Source organism: Azospirillum cavernae, from assembly GCF_003590795.1.
GTDB lineage: Bacteria > Pseudomonadota > Alphaproteobacteria > Azospirillales > Azospirillaceae > Azospirillum > Azospirillum cavernae.
Map to the genome: position 1 here is coordinate 1452202 of NZ_QYUL01000001.1, position 16644 is coordinate 1468845.

The 16644-nt window shown below is 67.7% G+C and carries 15 protein-coding genes; 12 read left to right on the plus strand and 3 right to left on the minus strand.

Going from position 1 to position 16644, the window contains the following annotated elements:
• The first annotated feature begins 3 nt into the window (after positions 1 to 3).
• The 9 genes from murG to lpxC all read left to right on the plus strand — a co-directional run bounded on the left by murG (position 4) and on the right by lpxC (position 10356).
• Positions 4 to 1146, plus strand: coding sequence for an undecaprenyldiphospho-muramoylpentapeptide beta-N-acetylglucosaminyltransferase (gene murG / locus D3877_RS06690; RefSeq protein WP_119829895.1), 1143 nt, complete (start codon positions 4 to 6; stop codon positions 1144 to 1146).
• 68 nt (positions 1147 to 1214) lie between these two features.
• Positions 1215 to 1400 (plus strand): hypothetical protein, encoded by a 186-nt coding sequence (locus D3877_RS06695; protein WP_238474758.1) that lies wholly within the window; start codon positions 1215 to 1217, stop codon positions 1398 to 1400.
• 6 nt (positions 1401 to 1406) lie between these two features.
• On the plus strand, positions 1407 to 2825 hold the full coding sequence (murC, locus tag D3877_RS06700; RefSeq protein ID WP_119829897.1) for a UDP-N-acetylmuramate--L-alanine ligase: 1419 nt from the start codon (positions 1407 to 1409) through the stop codon (positions 2823 to 2825).
• The gene (gene murB, locus D3877_RS06705; RefSeq protein ID WP_119829898.1) at positions 2822 to 3760 is read left to right on the plus strand and encodes a UDP-N-acetylmuramate dehydrogenase; all 939 of its coding nucleotides are present in this window, start codon (positions 2822 to 2824) and stop codon (positions 3758 to 3760) included. Before murC ends, murB begins: the two co-directional genes overlap by 4 nt.
• On the plus strand, positions 3757 to 4704 hold the full coding sequence (locus D3877_RS06710; protein WP_119829899.1) for a D-alanine--D-alanine ligase: 948 nt from the start codon (positions 3757 to 3759) through the stop codon (positions 4702 to 4704). Before murB ends, D3877_RS06710 begins: the two co-directional genes overlap by 4 nt.
• Positions 4689 to 5648 (plus strand): cell division protein FtsQ/DivIB, encoded by a 960-nt coding sequence (locus tag D3877_RS06715; protein WP_119829900.1) that lies wholly within the window; start codon positions 4689 to 4691, stop codon positions 5646 to 5648. Before D3877_RS06710 ends, D3877_RS06715 begins: the two co-directional genes overlap by 16 nt.
• 52 nt (positions 5649 to 5700) lie before the next feature.
• Positions 5701 to 6978: a cell division protein FtsA gene (gene ftsA / locus D3877_RS06720; protein ID WP_119829901.1), complete on the plus strand. Its 1278-nt coding sequence runs from the start codon at positions 5701 to 5703 to the stop codon at positions 6976 to 6978.
• 124 nt (positions 6979 to 7102) lie between these two features.
• A complete protein-coding gene (gene ftsZ, locus D3877_RS06725) occupies positions 7103 to 9094 on the plus strand; it encodes a cell division protein FtsZ (RefSeq protein WP_199720713.1) in 1992 nt (663 codons plus the stop codon).
• A 353-nt stretch (positions 9095 to 9447) separates the two neighbouring features.
• Positions 9448 to 10356, plus strand: coding sequence for a UDP-3-O-acyl-N-acetylglucosamine deacetylase (gene lpxC, locus D3877_RS06730; protein ID WP_238474759.1), 909 nt, complete (start codon positions 9448 to 9450; stop codon positions 10354 to 10356).
• Between the two features lie 259 nt (positions 10357 to 10615).
• On the opposite strand, the gene D3877_RS06735 is transcribed toward lpxC, so the two are convergent.
• On the minus strand, positions 10616 to 11044 hold the full coding sequence (locus D3877_RS06735) for a bacteriohemerythrin (RefSeq protein WP_119829902.1): 429 nt from the start codon (positions 11042 to 11044) through the stop codon (positions 10616 to 10618).
• Positions 11045 to 11231: 187 nt separating this feature from the next.
• The gene (gene ligA / locus D3877_RS06740; RefSeq protein ID WP_119829903.1) at positions 11232 to 13598 is read right to left on the minus strand and encodes an NAD-dependent DNA ligase LigA; all 2367 of its coding nucleotides are present in this window, start codon (positions 13596 to 13598) and stop codon (positions 11232 to 11234) included.
• A gap of 151 nt (positions 13599 to 13749) precedes the next feature.
• Here ligA and D3877_RS06745 point away from each other — a divergent pair, with 151 nt between their 5' ends.
• From D3877_RS06745 to D3877_RS06755, 3 genes are all read left to right on the plus strand, one after another.
• Complete coding sequence (locus tag D3877_RS06745; RefSeq protein ID WP_119829904.1) at positions 13750 to 14274, plus strand: hypothetical protein; 525 nt, start codon at positions 13750 to 13752, stop codon at positions 14272 to 14274.
• A gap of 115 nt (positions 14275 to 14389) precedes the next feature.
• The gene (locus D3877_RS06750) at positions 14390 to 14656 is read left to right on the plus strand and encodes a hypothetical protein (protein WP_119829905.1); all 267 of its coding nucleotides are present in this window, start codon (positions 14390 to 14392) and stop codon (positions 14654 to 14656) included.
• Complete coding sequence (locus D3877_RS06755; RefSeq protein ID WP_119829906.1) at positions 14653 to 14958, plus strand: type II toxin-antitoxin system RelE/ParE family toxin; 306 nt, start codon at positions 14653 to 14655, stop codon at positions 14956 to 14958. Before D3877_RS06750 ends, D3877_RS06755 begins: the two co-directional genes overlap by 4 nt.
• 11 nt (positions 14959 to 14969) lie before the next feature.
• Here the strand turns inward: D3877_RS06755 and recN are convergent, their stop codons facing one another.
• The gene (gene recN, locus D3877_RS06760; protein WP_119829907.1) at positions 14970 to 16637 is read right to left on the minus strand and encodes a DNA repair protein RecN; all 1668 of its coding nucleotides are present in this window, start codon (positions 16635 to 16637) and stop codon (positions 14970 to 14972) included.
• Between the last annotated feature and the right edge of the window lie 7 nt (positions 16638 to 16644).

The window sequence follows — 16644 nt, forward strand, 5'->3', positions numbered from 1 at the left end:
GGCATGGCGAATCCAACCACCCCCGGCGCCGTCGGAACCATCATGCTCGCCGCTGGCGGCACCGGCGGGCACATGTTCCCCGCCGAGGCGCTGGCCCGCGCCCTGCTGGCCCGTGGCCGGTCGGTGACGCTGGTGACGGACCGGCGCGGCCACGCCTTTGGCGATTCGCTGGCCGAGGTGCCGGTCCACCGCATCCGCGCCGCGTCCCCCGGCGCCGGGCTGATCGGCAAGCTGAAAGCGGCGGTCGAAATGGCGTTGGGGCTGTTGGAGGCCCGCGCGCTGCTGCGCCGCCTGCGCCCGGCGGCGGTCGTCGGCTTCGGCGGCTACCCGTCGGTTCCCACGGTGTACGCCGCCATCCAGGCGCGCGTGCCGTCGCTGCTGCACGAACAGAACGCGGTCTTGGGCCGCGCCAACCGGATGCTGATCGCCGGGGCCAAGCGGCTGGCCGTGGCCTTCACCGGCGTGACCCGCGTCAGCGAGGCCGACCGCGCCAAGATCATCCGCACCGGCAACCCGGTGCGCCCGGCCATCGCCGCCCAGCGCGACGCCGATTATCAAGCGCCCGAGGGCGAGTCCCCCGTCCGCCTGCTGGTGATGGGCGGCAGCCAGGGCGCCCGCGTCTTTTCCGACATCGTCCCGCAGGCGCTGGCACTGCTGCCCGCGCCGATCCGCGCCCGCATCCATCTGTCGCAGCAATGCCGACCGGAGGATCTGGAGGCCGCGCGCGCCGCCCTGTCCGGCCTGGGGCTGGGCGGGCTGACGTTGGAGAGCTTTTTCCGCGACGTGCCGGATCGTCTGGCCGCCTGCCATCTGGCGATCACGCGCGCGGGCGCCTCGACCATCGCCGAACTGACCTGCGTCGGCCGCCCGGCGATCCTGGTGCCCTATCCGCACGCCACCGACGACCACCAGACCGCCAACGCCCGCCAATTGGCCGAGGTTGGGGCGGCGTGGCTGGTCCCGCAACCCGATTTCACCGCGCAGGCGCTGGCCGACCGGCTGAGCGCCCTGCTGACTGATCCCGCCGCCTTGCGCGCCGCCGCCGAGGCCGCGCGCGCGTGGGGAACCGCACTGGCCGCCGACGCGCTGGCCGACGCGGTGCTGGCGATGCTTGCGACACCACAGGCTGAGAGGGCTGCGCCATGATGAAGGGCCGGACGACAAGCCGATCACAGACCCGACCCGCGCCCATCGCGCTGGAGGATTGGCCGCACTTGACCCGGACCGAGGGAGGATGGTTCAACCGTCCCTATTGCCCGCTGGTCCCCCGGTCGATCATCGGCGCAAGCTTCCTTCGCAACCGTCTGCATGTCATTCATGGGGCGCAGCCCCTTCCCCCCGACCTCACCGACGACGCGGTGGACGCCACCCTTCGCCTGATGCTTCGACGCGGAAAGTAAGTCCAGATGCGCGCCCTTCCCCTCTCCATCGGCACCATTCACTTCGTCGGCATCGGCGGCATCGGCATGAGCGGCATCGCCGAGGTGCTGCGCAACCTGGGCTACGCGGTCCAAGGCTCCGACCTGTCGGAAAGCGCCAACGTCAAGCGGCTGCGCGACCTTGGCGTTTCGGTCTTCATCGGCCACCGGGCGGAAAACATCGCCGGGGCCGCCGTGCTGGTCGTCTCGTCGGCGGTCAAGCGCGACAACCCGGAGGTGGTCGCCGCCCGCGCCGCCCTGATCCCGGTGGTGCGCCGCGCCGAAATGCTGGGCGAGCTGATGCGGCTGAAATGGGCCATCGCCATCGGCGGCACCCACGGCAAGACCACGACCACCTCGATGGTCGGCCACATGCTGGAGCACGCCAACCTTGATCCGACCGTCATCAACGGCGGCATCATCAACGCCTATGGCTCCAACACCCGGCTTGGCACCGGCGATTGGATGGTGGTCGAGGCGGACGAGAGCGACGGCACCTTTGTGAAGCTGCCCGCCTGCATCGCCGTCGTCACCAACATGGACCCGGAGCATCTGGATTTCTACGGCACCTTCGACAACGCCCGGAACGCCTTCGACAGCTTCGTCCAGAACATCCCCTTCTACGGCTTCGCCGCGCTGTGCATCGACCACCCGGAAGTCCAGGCGATGATCCCGCGCGTGTCGGATCGCCGCATCATCACCTACGGCTTCTCGCCGCAGGCCGACATCCGTGCGGTGAACGTCGAACACAGCCCGGCGGGCGCCAAATACGACGTGCTGGTCTATGACCGCCACACCGGCGAGACCCGCGCCATCACCGGCGTGCGCCTGCCGATGTACGGCCCGCACAACGTCCAGAACTCGCTGGCCTGCTTCGCCGTCGGCAACGAAATGGGCCTGCCCGACGTCGTCATGCGCGACAGCATGGCGAAGTTCCAGGGCGTCAAGCGCCGCTTCACCAAGACCGGCGAGGTCAACGGCGTCACCGTGATCGACGATTACGGCCATCACCCGGTGGAAATCGCCGCCGTGCTGCGCGCCGCCCGCACCGCCGGGACGGGCCGCACCATCGCCGTGGTCCAGCCCCACCGCTATTCGCGCCTGGCCAATCTGTTCGAGGATTTTTGCACCTGCTTCAACGACGCCGACGCCGTGGTGGTCGCCGACGTCTACGCCGCCGGTGAAACCCCGATTGAGGGCGTGAACCGCGACTCGCTGGTCGAAGGGCTGCGGATGCACGGGCACCGCCACGTCGTCGCCCTGCACGGCCCGCACGAGCTGCCGCAAATCATCCGCGAGATGGCCAAGCCCGGCGACCTCGTGGTGTGCCTGGGCGCCGGCAACATCACCCAATGGGCGAACAGCCTGCCCGGCGACCTCGCCGCCCTGTACGGCGTCAAGCCATGATGGCGGCGCGCTCCATGACCCAACGCCACCTGATCGAGCTGATGCCGAAATGCCGGGGTCGTTTGACCGCCGACGCGCCGCTCGCTCAGGTGACGTGGTTCCGCGTCGGCGGCCCGGCGGAGGTGCTGTTCCGCCCCGCCGACGCCGACGATCTGGCGGAATTCCTGGAGCGCCTGCCGAACGACGTGCCGGTGACGCTGATCGGCGTCGCCTCCAACCTGCTGGTCCGCGACGGCGGCGTTCCCGGCGTGACCATCCGGCTGGGCCGGGGCTTCGCCGACATCGCCTGCGCGGGCGACACGCTGACCGTCGGGGCCGCCGCGCTGGATCTGAACGTCGCCGTGGTCGCGCGCGACGCGGGCGTCGCCGGGTTGGAGTTTCTGTCCGGCATCCCCGGCACCATCGGCGGCGCGCTGCGGATGAACGGCGGGGCCTATGGCCGCGAGATGGCCGACCTGCTGGTCGCCGCCCAGGCGGTGGGCCGGGACGGCGCCCGCCTGACCTTCTCCAACGAGCAGATGGGCTTCACCTACCGCCACGCCGACGCGCCGACCGACTGCGTCTTCACCGGCGCGGTGCTGCGCGGCGTCCCCGGCGACCGGCTGGAGATCGCCCGGCGCATGGCCGAAATCGCGGAAAAGCGCGCCGATAGCCAGCCGGTTCGGTCGCGCACCGGCGGCTCCACCTTCAAGAACCCCGACGGCCACAAGGCGTGGGAGCTGATTGACAAGGCCGGGTGCCGTGGCCTGTCCATCGGCGACGCCCAGGTGTCGGAGATGCATTGCAACTTCCTCATCAACCAGGGGAACGCCCGCGCCGCCGATCTCGAAGCCTTGGGCGAAGAGGTGCGGCGCCGGGTGTTCGACAGCTCCGGCGTGACGCTGGAGTGGGAAATCAAGCGCGTCGGCGTGCCCGGCGAAGGAACCGCCCAATGACCGAAGCCCTGCTGCACGCCCACAAAAAGCATGTCGCCGTCCTGATGGGCGGCTGGTCGGCGGAGCGCGAGGTGTCGCTGGTCAGCGGCGCTGGCGTCGCCAAGGCGTTGGAAGAGGAAGGCTACCGCGTCACCGCCGTGGACGTTCAGCGCGATCTGGCCGGGCTGATGCAGGCGCTGACCAGCCCGCGCCCCGACGTGGTGTTCAACGCCCTGCACGGGCGCGGCGGCGAGGATGGGACGATCCAGGGCATTCTGGAGTTCCTCGGCCTGCCCTACACCCATTCCGGCGTCCAGGCGTCGGCCATCGCCATGGACAAGGCGATGACCAAGCGGGTGCTGGAGACCGCTGGGGTTCGCTCCCCCAAGGGTTTGGTGCTGACGCGCGGGGAGATCACCGGCGGCGCCCACCCGATGCCCGCCCCCTACATCGTCAAGCCGGTGGACGAAGGCTCGACCGTCGGCGTCACCCTGGTGCGCGAGGGACAGAACAGCCCGGTCGGCGACGCCTGGACCTTCGGCGAACGCGCGCTGGTGGAGGAGTTCATCCGGGGCCGCGAACTGACCGTCGGCGTCATGGGCGACCGCGCGCTGGCGGTGACGGAGATCGTCTTCGAGGCGCAGGTTTACGACTACACCGCCAAATACAGCGCCGGTCACGCCGTCCACACCGTCCCCGCCGCCATCCCCGACGCTGTGGCCGAGGAGGCCAAGCGGCTGGCGGTTGTGGCGCATCAAACCCTGGGCTGCCGGGGCGTTTCGCGCAGCGACTTCCGTTGGGACGACAGCCGGCCGGGAACGGACGGGTTGTATTTCCTGGAGATCAACAACCAGCCGGGCATGACGCCCCTGTCGCTGGTGCCCGAACAGGCCGCGCATGTGGGAATTTCCTACGGCGCGCTGGTCGGCTGGCTCGTGGAGAACGCTTCATGTCAGCTCGCCTGATGGCCAACCCGCAGCTCCGCCCGACCCTGGCGGGACGCCCGCGCGACGAGATGCCGACGCCGCCGCGCGCCATGGCGGCCTCGGCCCAGCGCGGCAACCGCCGCCGCGCCATGCCGCGCTGGGCCAAGCCCGCAATCAAAACCGCGCTGATCGTCGCGCCGATTCTGTTCCTGCTCGGCGCCGCCGGAGCCGCCTGGAAGCGCCCCAGCCTCGCCGAAACGGTGGCGGCGGCGCATGACGGCCTGTTGCGGAGCACCAGTTCGCTGGGCTTCACGCTGAGCGAGATTCTGGTCGTCGGGCGCAACGAAACCGAACGCGACACGGTGATGGACGCGCTGGGCGTGCGCCGGGGCGAGCCGATCCTGTCGATTGATCTGGCCGAAGCCAAAGCCCGGTTGGAGGAACTGCCCTGGGTGTCCGCCGCATCGATTGAACGCCGCCTGCCCGGCATCCTGTACATCCGTCTGGCGGAACGCCAGCCGATGGCGATCTGGCAGCATGACCGGCAATTCACCGTGATCGACCGCGCGGGCCGCCCGTTGGCCGACGCGATGGAGTTGGCCCGGCGTGGCAACCAGCGCATCGACACGCTGCCGCAGGTGATCGGCGCCAACGCCCCGCAACAGGTGCAATCGCTGCTGACCGCCCTGGAACAGGCGCCGACGATCAAGCCACGCGTGTTGTCGGCAAGCTGGATCAGCGACCGCCGCTGGAACCTGCAACTCGACAATGGCGTGACCGTCAAGCTGCCCGAAGGGGCCGGAATGCCGATGGCGCTCCGCCAACTGGCCGAGATGGACAGCAAGGGCAAGGCGCTGGACCGCGACATCGTCGCCATCGACCTGCGCCAGCCTGAACGCGCCATTCTGCAAACCTCCGCCACCGCGCAACTGCCGGGGTGGGAGGAGGAGACCAAGAAGAAGCCACCCGGCAAAAAGATCTGACGCAAGGCGTGGGAAAACGGTCGAAAGCGGCGATGAGGTTGGACTGAGGGCAATGTTCGGTATCGGATTCAACGGGGCCAAAAAGTCGAAACGACCTGTGCGCGGCGCCATCGTCGCGGCGCTGGACGTTGGCTCCAGCAAGGTGTGCTGCATCATCGCGCGGCTGGACGAACCGGGTTCGTTCCGCGTGATCGGCGTCGGCCACCAGATCGCCACGGGAATCCGCGCCGGGACCATCATCGACATGGAGGCGGCGGAAACCTCCATCGGCGCCGCCGTTCACGCCGCCGAACAGATGGCGGGCGAGACGATTCGTGATGTGGTGGTCAACCTGTCGATGGGCCACCCCCGTTCGCACAGCTTCAACGCCCAAGTCCCGGTGTCGGGTCAGGAGGTGACGGACGGCGACATCCGCCGCGCCCTGTCGCACGCCCGCACCCTTCAGGCCGGTCCCGACCAGACGTTGGTCCACACCATCCCGCTGGGTTTCTCGCTGGACGACAGCCCCGGCATCCGCGATCCCAAGGGCATGTACGGCAACCAGTTGGGGGCCGAACTTCACGTCGTCACCGCCGCGTCCGGGGCGATTCGCACCTTGCAGACCTGCATCGCCCGCTGCCATCTGAACATCGAAAGCATGGTGGTCAGCCCCTTCGCCTCCGGCCTGTCCTGTCTGGTCGAGGATGAGATGGAGATGGGCGCGGCCTGCGTCGACATCGGCGGCGGCGGCACGACGATATCCATCTTCACCGAAGGCAATCTGGTGTGGACGGGCGCGGTGCCGCTGGGCGGCCGCCACGTCACCAGCGACATCGCCCATGGTCTGGCCACATCCCTGGTCCACGCCGAACGGCTGAAGGTCCTGCATGGCAGCGCGCGCGGCAACCCCGCCGACGAACGCGAGATGATCGAGGTTCCCCAGGTTGGCGAGGACGAGCGCAGCGGCAGCGTCAGCATGACTCGCGCCTTCCTGGTCAGCATCATTCAGGCGCGGATGGAAGAGATCTTCGAGGAGATCCGCGCCGCCATCGACCGTTCGGGCTACGCCCGCCGGGTGGGCCGCCGCGTCGTCTTGACCGGCGGCGGCTGCCAACTGCCCAACACGCGGGAGTTGGCCCAGCTTATTCTCGACAAACAGGTCCGCATCGCCCGCCCGACGCGGATCGCCGGTCTCAACGAGGCCCATGGCGGACCCGCCTTTTCGACGGCGGCGGGCCTTCTTTTGCACGCCGTGCGCACCCCGACCGATCTGATGGTGACAGGCCGCGAGGTTGTCTTCACCACCGGGTTGCTGGGCCGCGTCGGCCTGTGGCTGCGGGAGAATCTGTGATGAGATTTTCCCCGCAGCGCATCAAACCGGATCCCGATCCGGCACGCCCTGGACACAACCGGGGACCGATCGTGACCCGTCGTAGAAAACGCAAATCAAAACAGGTTGTGGAGGCCTAAAAACAATGATCAACGTGACCATTCCTCAGATTGAGCCAGAGCTGAAGCCGCGCATCACGGTCTTCGGCGTCGGTGGCGCCGGCGGCAACGCCGTCAACAACATGATCAAGTCGAACCTGGAAGGCGTGGACTTCGTCGTCGGCAACACCGACGCGCAGGCGCTGAAGGGTTCCTTGTGCGAAAAGCGCCTGCAATTGGGCACCGCCACCACGCGCGGCCTGGGCGCAGGGTCAAAGCCCGACATCGGCCGCGCCTCGGCGGAAGAGCAGATGGACGACATCGTCCAGTTCCTCGAAGGCGCCAACATGGTGTTCATCACCGCCGGCATGGGCGGCGGCACCGGCACGGGCGCCGCGCCCGTCATCGCGCGCGCGGCGCGCGAACGCGGCCTGTTGACCGTCGGCGTCGTCACCAAGCCCTTCCATTTCGAGGGCGCGCACCGCATGCGGCTGGCCGAGGGCGGCATCGCCGAGCTTCAGCAATATGTCGACACCCTCATCATCATCCCCAATCAGAATCTGTTCCGCATCGCCAATGAGAAGACGACCTTCGCGGACGCCTTCAAGATGGCCGACGACGTTCTGCATTCGGGCGTGCGCGGCGTCACCGACCTGATGGTGATGCCCGGCCTCATCAACCTGGATTTCGCCGACATCCGGTCGGTGATGACGGAGATGGGCAAGGCGATGATGGGCACCGGCGAGGCCAGCGGCGAACGCCGCGCCATCGAAGCCGCCGAGGCCGCCATCTCCAACCCGCTGCTGGATGATGTGTCGATGAAGGGCGCGCGCGGCGTGCTCATCAACATCACCGGCGGTTACGACATGACCCTGTTCGAGGTGGACGAGGCGGCCAACCGCGTCCGCGACGAGGTCGATCCCGACGCCAACATCATTTTCGGCTCGACCTTCGACGCCTCGCTGGACGGCACGATGCGCGTGTCGGTCGTCGCCACCGGCATCGACGCCGCCGCGATGAGCAACCCGCGCGCCCTGCACCCGGTCAACCTGTCGCTGGGCAACAAGAAGCCCGGCGCCCCCGCCGGCCTGACCAGCGCGTCCCCGGCGATGCCCGGCTCCGCCACCCCCGGCATCCCGACCGGCAACTCGGTGCTGCGTCAGCCCCAGCCGGTGACGGCGGGCGCCACGGCCCAGCAGCATGACCCGGCCCAGCACCACGCCCCGCAGGCGTATGAGCAGCAGCTGACGGAAACCGCCCAGCCGCACCGCCCGACCAACGGGCCGCTGCATGGCGAGAATCAGGGCGGCCATTTCTACGCGCCCAAGCCCGCCGACGCCGGTCAACGTCAGCCGACGACCGTCGGCCAGCCGCCGCAATACCAGATGGCGCCCCAGGCTCCGCAGCAGCACGCCCACCAGCCGCAACAGCCGCCGATGCCGCCGCAGCAACAGCCGCAGCACCACCAGCAGCACGCGCCGCAGCAGCACCCTGCCGGTCTGTCGCTGGGTCATGCCCCGGCCCCGGCGCCAGAACCGGCCCAACCCGCGCGCAAACCGAATTTCCTGTTCGGTCTGGTGACGGGTCTTGGTCGCGGCAAGGCCGAACCGGCGCCCCAACCAGCCCCGCAGCCGGCGCCACAGGTTCAGCAACCGCAATACGCGCCCGCGCCCAGCTACCAGCCGCAACAGGCCGCCTATCCGCAGCAGCAACCGGCGCCGCAACCCCAACCGGCTCCGCAACAGCCGCAATACGCGCCCGCGCCCAGCTATCCGCCGCAGCAGGCCGCCTATCCGCAGCAGCAACCGATGCCGCAGCAGCAGCCGGTTTATCCGCAACAACCGCAGCAGCAACAGCCGCAGCAGCCCACCTATCCGGTCGCTCCGCAGCCGCAACCGCAGCAGGCGTATCAACCGGCGCCGCCGATGGCTCCGGCCCCGCGTCCGTCGGGTCTGAATGTTGAAGGCGCTCAAGCGAAAACTGGCCACGAGCAGGAAGAGCTGGATATTCCCGCCTTTCTGCGTCGTCAGGCCAACTGATCCCGGCGGAAGCCGGAGATAACCGCCGGTCGCCGCCTCCAACCGCGACGACCGGCGGCTCCACAACCTGACCGAAAATTTCGGCCCCTGGGCGGACGTTCGCGTCAGCCTGGGGGTTTTTTTGTTTGCCTCATCAATGGTTTGCGCGACCCCAAACGCCTTTTGCCCTGCAACAAACGGTAACAAAGAGTGATTTGTCCTGGCCCAACGCCGATGTTACCAAACAGCATAGTCAAGGGGATCATGATCGGCAGACCCGCTCCTGAAGAGCAGCGCCGGACATGGTCGCCAAGACCCAAGCGTGGCGAAGATGGACAAACATCGTGGCAAACAATCGCGGTAATGCGGACGGCATGTTCCAGCAGACCCTGAAGAAATCGGCGACCATCGCCGGTGTTGGGCTGCATTCGGGCGCCATCGTCACGCTGACGATTTCCCCCGCCGACGCCAATTCTGGAATCACCTTCATCCGCACGGATCGGCATGGGGCCGCCGCCGTGGTCCCGGCGCGCTGGGACAGCGTGGTCGACACCCGGATGTGCACCGTGATCGGCAACGAGCACGGGACGACCATCGGCACCATCGAACATCTGATGTCGGCGCTGGCCGGTTGCGGGATCGACAACGCCGTCGTCTCCCTCGACGGCGTCGAGGTTCCGATCATGGACGGCAGCGCCGCCGCCTTCGTCGCCGCCATCGAGCAGGCGGGCGTGGCGGTCCTGAGCGCGCCGCGCCGCATCATCCGCATTCTGAAGCCGGTCAGCGTCGGCGACGGCGTCAAAAGCGCGTCCTTCGCGCCGGACGACGCGACGACCTACAGCTTCGAGATTGATTTCGAGAGCGCCGCCATCTCGCGCCAATCCCGCGCGGTCGAGTTGGACGGCGACGTTTTCAAGGACGAAATCAGCCGCGCCCGCACCTTCGGTTTCCTGCACGAGGTCGAGGGGCTGCGCAAGATGGGTCTGGCCCGTGGCGGTTCGCTCGACAACGCGGTGGTCATCTCCGGCGACACGGTGATGAACGCCGACGGTCTGCGCTTCACCGACGAATTCGTCCGTCACAAGATCCTCGACGCCGTTGGCGATCTGTATCTGGCGGGCGCGATGGTCATCGGCCATTTCCACGGCATCCGCGCCGGTCACGCCCTGAACAACCAGTTGCTGCGCGCCCTGTTCGCCGACCGCAGCGCGTGGCGGTATGAGATCCAGGCTCCGGCGCTGCCGGTTGGCCGTCCGGCCTACGCCCGCTTGGCGGTCGCCTGATCGGTCTTCCGTTTCCTCTCTTTCCTCCAGGCACACCCTGCCCTCCCCCACCGGGGAGGGCATTTTCTTTTCCCACGCGCCCTCCCCTCCCGTCTGAAGAGCGCGCAAACGAAAAACGCCCGTCCCGATGGGAACAGGCGCTTGAAGCGGTGAAAACGGAGCGGGCCGCGCTCTATTGATTCAATTTTATCAATATTTTATTGGACAGCCTTAACCCACATCCTGAAGAATGTAGACCGACTCGGATTCACGCCGCGCCCTACCCCGCCATGTTGGCCGACACCAACGCCGCCCCGTTCCCGGCATACTCGCCAAAGCGGGTGTCTTCTTTCAGGATGTGCCGACCCAGCCACTCCGCGCAAAAGTCGAACACTTCTTCGCCGGTGGTGGCGTCGCGGTTGGCGACGAAGCCGTCGCGATAGGCTTCCACCTGTCGGGTCAGCGCGTCGTGCAACGCCTTGTGCGCGGTGAAGGTCGGGTAGTTTGACCGCATCATGCACGCCTCTTCAGCGGCGAAGTGATGGCGGGTGTAAGCGATCAGTTCGTCGAGAATGGCTTCGATCACGGCGGGATCATGGCGGTTGGCGTCATCGGAGAGTTTGTTGACGATGGCGATCAAGACGCGATGATCCTCGTCAAGATCGTCGATGCCGACGCTCATCCAGCGCGACCATTGAATGGGTTCCATGGCGTTTCCTTGTCCCTTGCCGTTGCTTCACGTCTGCCGATCCACAAGACTGGCGAACCAATCCGTGGCGCGCGGGCGTTGACCGCCCATCGTCCTGTCCAGCAGCGTTTTCTTATGTCAGCGCGTTCTTGACCCGACGTCAACCAGGGTCCGTCCTCATGCGACATTTTGGCGACGGCGGGAACCGTCAGCCCGCAATTTTCGCCAACCACTCGTCTTCGCTGAGAATCTCCACGCCCAAATCGCGCGCCTTCGCCGCCTTGCCGCCCGCGTCGGCCCCGGCGACCAGATAGTCGGTCTTGCCCGACACCGCCCCGGCCACCTTGGCCCCCAACGACTCGGCGCGCGCCTTGGCCTCCGACCGGGTCATCTTTTCCAGCGTGCCGGTGAAGACCACCGTCTTGCCCGCCACCGGGGAGTTTCCAACCTTCGGCGCTTCCGCCGCCAGAACGGTCAGCCGCTCCGCCAGCGCCTGCACGACGGCGCGGTTGCGGTCCTCCTGGAAGAAGGAGGCGACCTCTTCCGCCGCGACCTCCCCCACGTCGGGGATGGAGACCAGTTCATTCCAATCAGCTTTTGGCGCATGGTCCACCGCGTCGCGCATCGCCGCGCTCCAGGCGTCGAGCGCGCCGTAACGCTCGGCCAGAGCCTGCGCGGCGCGGCTGTTCAACGGCTTGATCCCCAGCGACGTGATGATGGTTTCCAGCCGCAGCGCTTCGTTTCCGGCGTAGAAGGCCAGCTTGGCTGCGCTGTCGGGGTCGGCGAACCACGCCAGAATGGCGTTGACCGTGGTCGGCCCCACCCCGTTGATCGCGTGCAGATCGCGCCACGCCGCGCCCGGCATCGCCCGGCCCGCCCGCTCCATCCCCGCGATCCACTCCGCCATCGCGCCGTAATGGCGGGCCAGAGACTTCGCCGTCACCTCGCCGATGTGGCGGATGCCGAGAGCGAAGATGACGCGGTGCAACTCGATGCCGTTGCGGCGCTGGTTGATGGCGGCGAACAGGTTTTCGACCGATTTCTCTTTCCAGCCCGGCCGCCCGATCAGTTCCACCCGGCCTTCCAGCGTGAAGATGTCCGCCGGGGATTTGATGAAACCGGCGTCCCAGAACTCCTCAATGATCTTTTCGCCCAGCCCTTCGATATCGAAGGCGTTGCGCGAGACGAAATGGCGCAGCCGCTCCTTGGCCTGGGCGTCGCAGATCAGGCCGCCGGTGCAGCGGCGCACCACCTCCCCCGCCTCGCGCATCGCCAGACTGCCGCAGACCGGGCAATGGGTCAGCGGTTCATAGGGTTGGCTGTCCGCCGGGCGCTGGTCCAGCACCACCCCGACGATCTGCGGGATGACGTCGCCCGCCCGCTGGACGATGACCAGATCGCCCGCGCGGATGTCCTTGCGGGCGATTTCATCCTCGTTGTGCAGGGTGGCGCGGCTGACGACGACGCCGCCGACGGTGATGTCCTCCAACTCCGCCACCGGGGTCAGCGCGCCGGTGCGGCCCACCTGGATGGTGATCGCCTTCAGCCGGGTTTGCGCCTGCTCCGCCGGGAATTTGTGGGCGATGGCCCAGCGCGGGGCGCGGCTGACGAAGCCCAAACGCTGCTGCAAATCCAGGCTGTCCACCTTGTAGACGACGCCGTCGATGTCGAAGGGCAGTTCCGCCCGCCGCCGCCCGATCAACTCGTAATGCGCCATCAGCGCGTCCGGCCCATCGCACAGCGCCGTCGGGTGGTTCAGCGCGAACCCCCAGCCTTCCAACCGCGCCCGCACGCCCGATTGGGTGTCGGCGATGGGTTCGGACAGTTCGCCCAGGGCGTAGCCGAAGAAGCGCAGGGGTCTCGCGGCGGTGACGGCGGCGTCCTTCTGGCGCAGCGACCCGGCGGCGGCGTTGCGCGGGTTGGCGAAGGGTTCCTCCCCCGCCTCCACCAGCGCGGCGTTCATCGCCTTGAAATCCTCGCGCGCCATGTAGATTTCGCCGCGCACCTCCAGCACCTCGGGGAAGGGCGCGGGCAGACGGTGCGGCACGTCGCGAATGGTGCGGACGTTGGCGGTCACATTCTCCCCCTCCGCCCCATCGCCGCGCGTCGCCGCCATCACCAGTTCGCCGCGTTCGTAGCGCAGGGAACAGGACAGCCCGTCGATCTTCGGTTCGGCGACGAAGCGCAGCTCCGCGCCATCCTCCAACCCGAGAAAACGGCGGACCCGCGCGACGAAATCGCCGACATCCTCGGCGGAGAAGGCGTTGCCGAGCGACAGCATCGGCACGGCGTGGCGCACCTTGCCGAACCCGGCGGCGGGGGCCGCCCCCACCCGCAGCGACGGCGAATCGGCGCGGCGCAGATCGGGAAAGCGCGCCTCGATGGCGGCGTTGCGGCGGACCAGCGCGTCATAGTCGGCGTCGCTGATCTCCGGCTTGTCCTGCTGGTGATAAAGCTGGTCGTGGCGGGCGATCTCGGCGGCAAGATCGGCAAGGTCGGCCCGCGCCTGCTCCGGCGTCAGCGCCTCGACGGCCACGGCGCGGGGGTTGGGAGGCGTGTCGAACAGGTCCATCATCGCGCGTCTCGTCGGGTGCCGGAGAATTGGGCCGCGCAGCATAACGCCAACCCGTCGCCGGTGGGAGTCTCTCCCCGACTTGCGACGAACGCCGTCCGGCGGTGTATAATCAGGAAGCGATCATCATTGGCGATCATCATCGGAAAGCCCCATGGCCCAACCGCCCGCCTCCGGCCTGAGCATCGACGACCGGCTGGTCATCGCCGCCACGCTGGACCGCATTTTCTACGACGATCCCGACCAGTTCAGCCGGGAGGACGCGGCGACGGTGCGTCGGCTTATTCCGCACAGCCGATCCGCTTGGCTGCGCCTGGGCTTCCGCGCCGAATCGCAGGGACCGTCCATGAAGGGCGAGGCCGCCGGAGTCGGCGACGTCCGCATGGAGGGCGACAAGAAAGTTGTCGAGGGCAATGTCGGCGAATCGGCGGTCTGGCGTTGCGGCCAATACAAGATCACCAACCATGACGGCGATCTGGAGATCTGGCAGGTGATGAGCGACGAGTTCGCCCAGGATCCCAAGGGCGCGCGGCTGGAATTCGGCCCGACCGGCGAACCCGAACGGCTGACCTTCTTTCAGCCCCGCGACATCGAACTGCGCATCCCCTTCACCAGCTTCGCCGTCGGCCTGCGGTTAGGCGGCTGGAATTACTGGAAACAGGCGGCGCCAAGCGCGTAGGGCGGAGCGGGACATGGGCCGGGTGATGGCGTGGCTTGACGCGTCGTCGGCGTGTCTGGCGTGTCGAATCGGATGAGGGTAGACTTCGTCCATGCGCAAAAGGAACACCCGAACTATGCCGGACAGCGCCACCACAACCATGCGCGCCGACGCGCTTCCGGCGGAGCTTGTCGCCCTTCTCCCCCATGGCCTGCTTCCCACGGCGCGGGTTCGGATCACGTTGGAGGTGCAGGAGCCAACTCAAGAAGAGTGGATGGAAGCCGTCCGGGCCGGAGTTGACCGCGGGCGGGCCGACGCCGCCGCTGGTCGGATCGTGGACGGCGACGACATGTTCGCCCGTTTAAAATCCAAACATTTTCCAAAGCTCGAAAAGCAGCCATGAAGGCTCTTGTCTATTCCACAGCAGCCGAAGACGACATCGACACCATCATTGATTTGATAAAAGCGGACAACCCCGCCGCCGCCCAAAACTGGCTTGTGAACCTTGACGTCAAATGCCGCCAGCTCTCCCGCTTCCCGCATATGGGAAAGCGGCGCGACGACGTCCGAGACGGCGTTCATTGCTTCCCACACGGCAACTATCTGATTTTCTATGACATTAGCGACACAAGCGTTGTCGTGCTGCATGTCGTGCACGGCGCGCGAAACCTTCCAGAGATCTTTCGCGGTGAAGAGGGCCAATAGAGCGCCCTCTCTTACCCTCGCCCAGCGATCAGGCTGTCCGCCGCCGCGCGGGCTTCCGCCGTCACCGTCGCGCCGGACAGCATGCGGGCGATTTCCTCGCGGCGTTCGTCGCCGTCCAATTCGGCGACGCCCGTCGTCACCTGCTCCCCGCTTTGGGTTTTCTGCACCTTCAGATGAACGGCGCCGCGCGCCGCCACCTGCGGGCTGTGTGTGACCACCAGAACCTGAAGCCCGTGACCCAGCGTCGCCAGACGGTCGCCGACGGCGGCGGCCACGGCGCCGCCAATGCCAGTGTCCACCTCGTCAAACACCAGCGTGCCGACGGTGGAGGTCTGGGCCAGAACCACCTTCAAGGCCAGCATGAAGCGGGCCAGTTCGCCACCAGACGCGATCTTGTTCAAGGCGCCGGACGGCGCGCCGGGATTGGTCGAGACCTGGAAGGCCACGCGATCAACGCCCGCCGCCGCCCATTCGGATTCGTCCAGCGATTCGACCAGCGTGCGGAATTTCGCCTTGTCCATCTTCAGCGGCGTCAGTTCCACCGCCACCGCCGCGTCCAAACGGCCCGACGCCTCACGACGCGCGGCGCTCAAGGCTTCGGCGGCGCTGTGGTAGGCGCCGCGCGCCACGGCGGCTTCCTTGGCCAACCGGGTCAGCAGATCGCCTTGATCCTCGATCAACAGCAAGCGTCCGGCCATTTCCTCGCGCAGGGCGGCCAACGCGTCCACCGCCACGCCATGTTTGCGGGCGGCGGCGCGCAGGGCGAACAGGCGGTCTTCCAGCTTTTCCAGGGCGCGCGGATCCATGTCTACGCCGCTGGACACCGCTTGCAGCCCGGCGATGCCGTCCGCCGCCTCGGTCGCGGCGCGGTCCAGCGCGGCGATCACCGGATCCAGAGCGCCTCCGGCCTTGTCGGCCAGACGCGACAGCGTGCGGATGGCCGACGCCAAGGCCCGTTCGACGCCGCGATCCCCCGACAACTCGCCATAGGCGGCGTTCAAGCCGTCCATCAGCTTTTCGCGGTGCATCAGCACGGCGCGCGATTCGGCGAGTTCGGCCTCTTCCCCCGGCTTGGGCGACAGGGCGTCCAACTCGGCCACCGCGTGGCGGAGATACTCCTCCTCCGAGCGGGCGCGGGCGATGTCGGCGGCGGCGGAATGGCGGGCGTCTTCAACCTGCCGCCACGCCCGATGGGCGGCGGCGACCTGGGCCGCCTGGGTCGACAGCCCGGCGTAAGCGTCCAGCACACCGCGATGGGTCTGCGGATTCAGCAGGCCGTGGGTGTCGAACTGGCCGTGAACCTCGACCAGTTCCTCCCCCAATTTTTTCAGCAGAGCGACGCCGACCGCCTGATCGTTCACCCATGCGCGGCTGCGCCCGTCGGCGCTGACGGTGCGGCGCACCACCAGACGCTCTTCGGCGTCCAACCCCTGCTCTTTCAGGATGGCGAAAGCGGGATGGTCGCCCGACAGTTCGAACTCGGCGGTGACGGAGGCTTGATCAGCCCCATGGCGCACCAGCCCGGATTCGGCCCGCGCGCCCAGCGCCAAGCCCAGCGCGTCAAGCAGGATGGATTTTCCCGCTCCGGTCTCGCCGGTCAGGGCGCACAGGCCCCGCCGGAACGACAGAGTCAGCTTTTCGATCAGGACGACGTCCCGGATCGTCAAGGACGCCAGCATCGAGCGT

What these genes read in the sequence shown, in the direction of transcription:
- murG (WP_119829895.1), top strand. Translation starts at nt 4, where the DNA reads ATGGCGAATCCAACCACCCCCGGCGCCGTCGGAACCATCATGCTCGCC.
- murC (WP_119829897.1), top strand. Translation starts at nt 1,407, where the DNA reads ATGCGCGCCCTTCCCCTCTCCATCGGCACCATTCACTTCGTCGGCATC.
- murB (WP_119829898.1), top strand. Translation starts at nt 2,822, where the DNA reads ATGATGGCGGCGCGCTCCATGACCCAACGCCACCTGATCGAGCTGATG.
- D3877_RS06710 (WP_119829899.1), top strand. Translation starts at nt 3,757, where the DNA reads ATGACCGAAGCCCTGCTGCACGCCCACAAAAAGCATGTCGCCGTCCTG.
- D3877_RS06715 (WP_119829900.1), top strand. Translation starts at nt 4,689, where the DNA reads ATGTCAGCTCGCCTGATGGCCAACCCGCAGCTCCGCCCGACCCTGGCG.
- ftsA (WP_119829901.1), top strand. Translation starts at nt 5,701, where the DNA reads ATGTTCGGTATCGGATTCAACGGGGCCAAAAAGTCGAAACGACCTGTG.
- ftsZ (WP_199720713.1), top strand. Translation starts at nt 7,103, where the DNA reads ATGATCAACGTGACCATTCCTCAGATTGAGCCAGAGCTGAAGCCGCGC.
- lpxC (WP_238474759.1), top strand. Translation starts at nt 9,448, where the DNA reads ATGTTCCAGCAGACCCTGAAGAAATCGGCGACCATCGCCGGTGTTGGG.
- D3877_RS06735 (WP_119829902.1), bottom strand. Translation starts at nt 11,044, where the DNA reads ATGGAACCCATTCAATGGTCGCGCTGGATGAGCGTCGGCATCGACGAT.
- ligA (WP_119829903.1), bottom strand. Translation starts at nt 13,598, where the DNA reads ATGATGGACCTGTTCGACACGCCTCCCAACCCCCGCGCCGTGGCCGTC.
- D3877_RS06745 (WP_119829904.1), top strand. Translation starts at nt 13,750, where the DNA reads ATGGCCCAACCGCCCGCCTCCGGCCTGAGCATCGACGACCGGCTGGTC.
- D3877_RS06750 (WP_119829905.1), top strand. Translation starts at nt 14,390, where the DNA reads ATGCCGGACAGCGCCACCACAACCATGCGCGCCGACGCGCTTCCGGCG.
- D3877_RS06755 (WP_119829906.1), top strand. Translation starts at nt 14,653, where the DNA reads ATGAAGGCTCTTGTCTATTCCACAGCAGCCGAAGACGACATCGACACC.
- recN (WP_119829907.1), bottom strand. Translation starts at nt 16,637, where the DNA reads ATGCTGGCGTCCTTGACGATCCGGGACGTCGTCCTGATCGAAAAGCTG.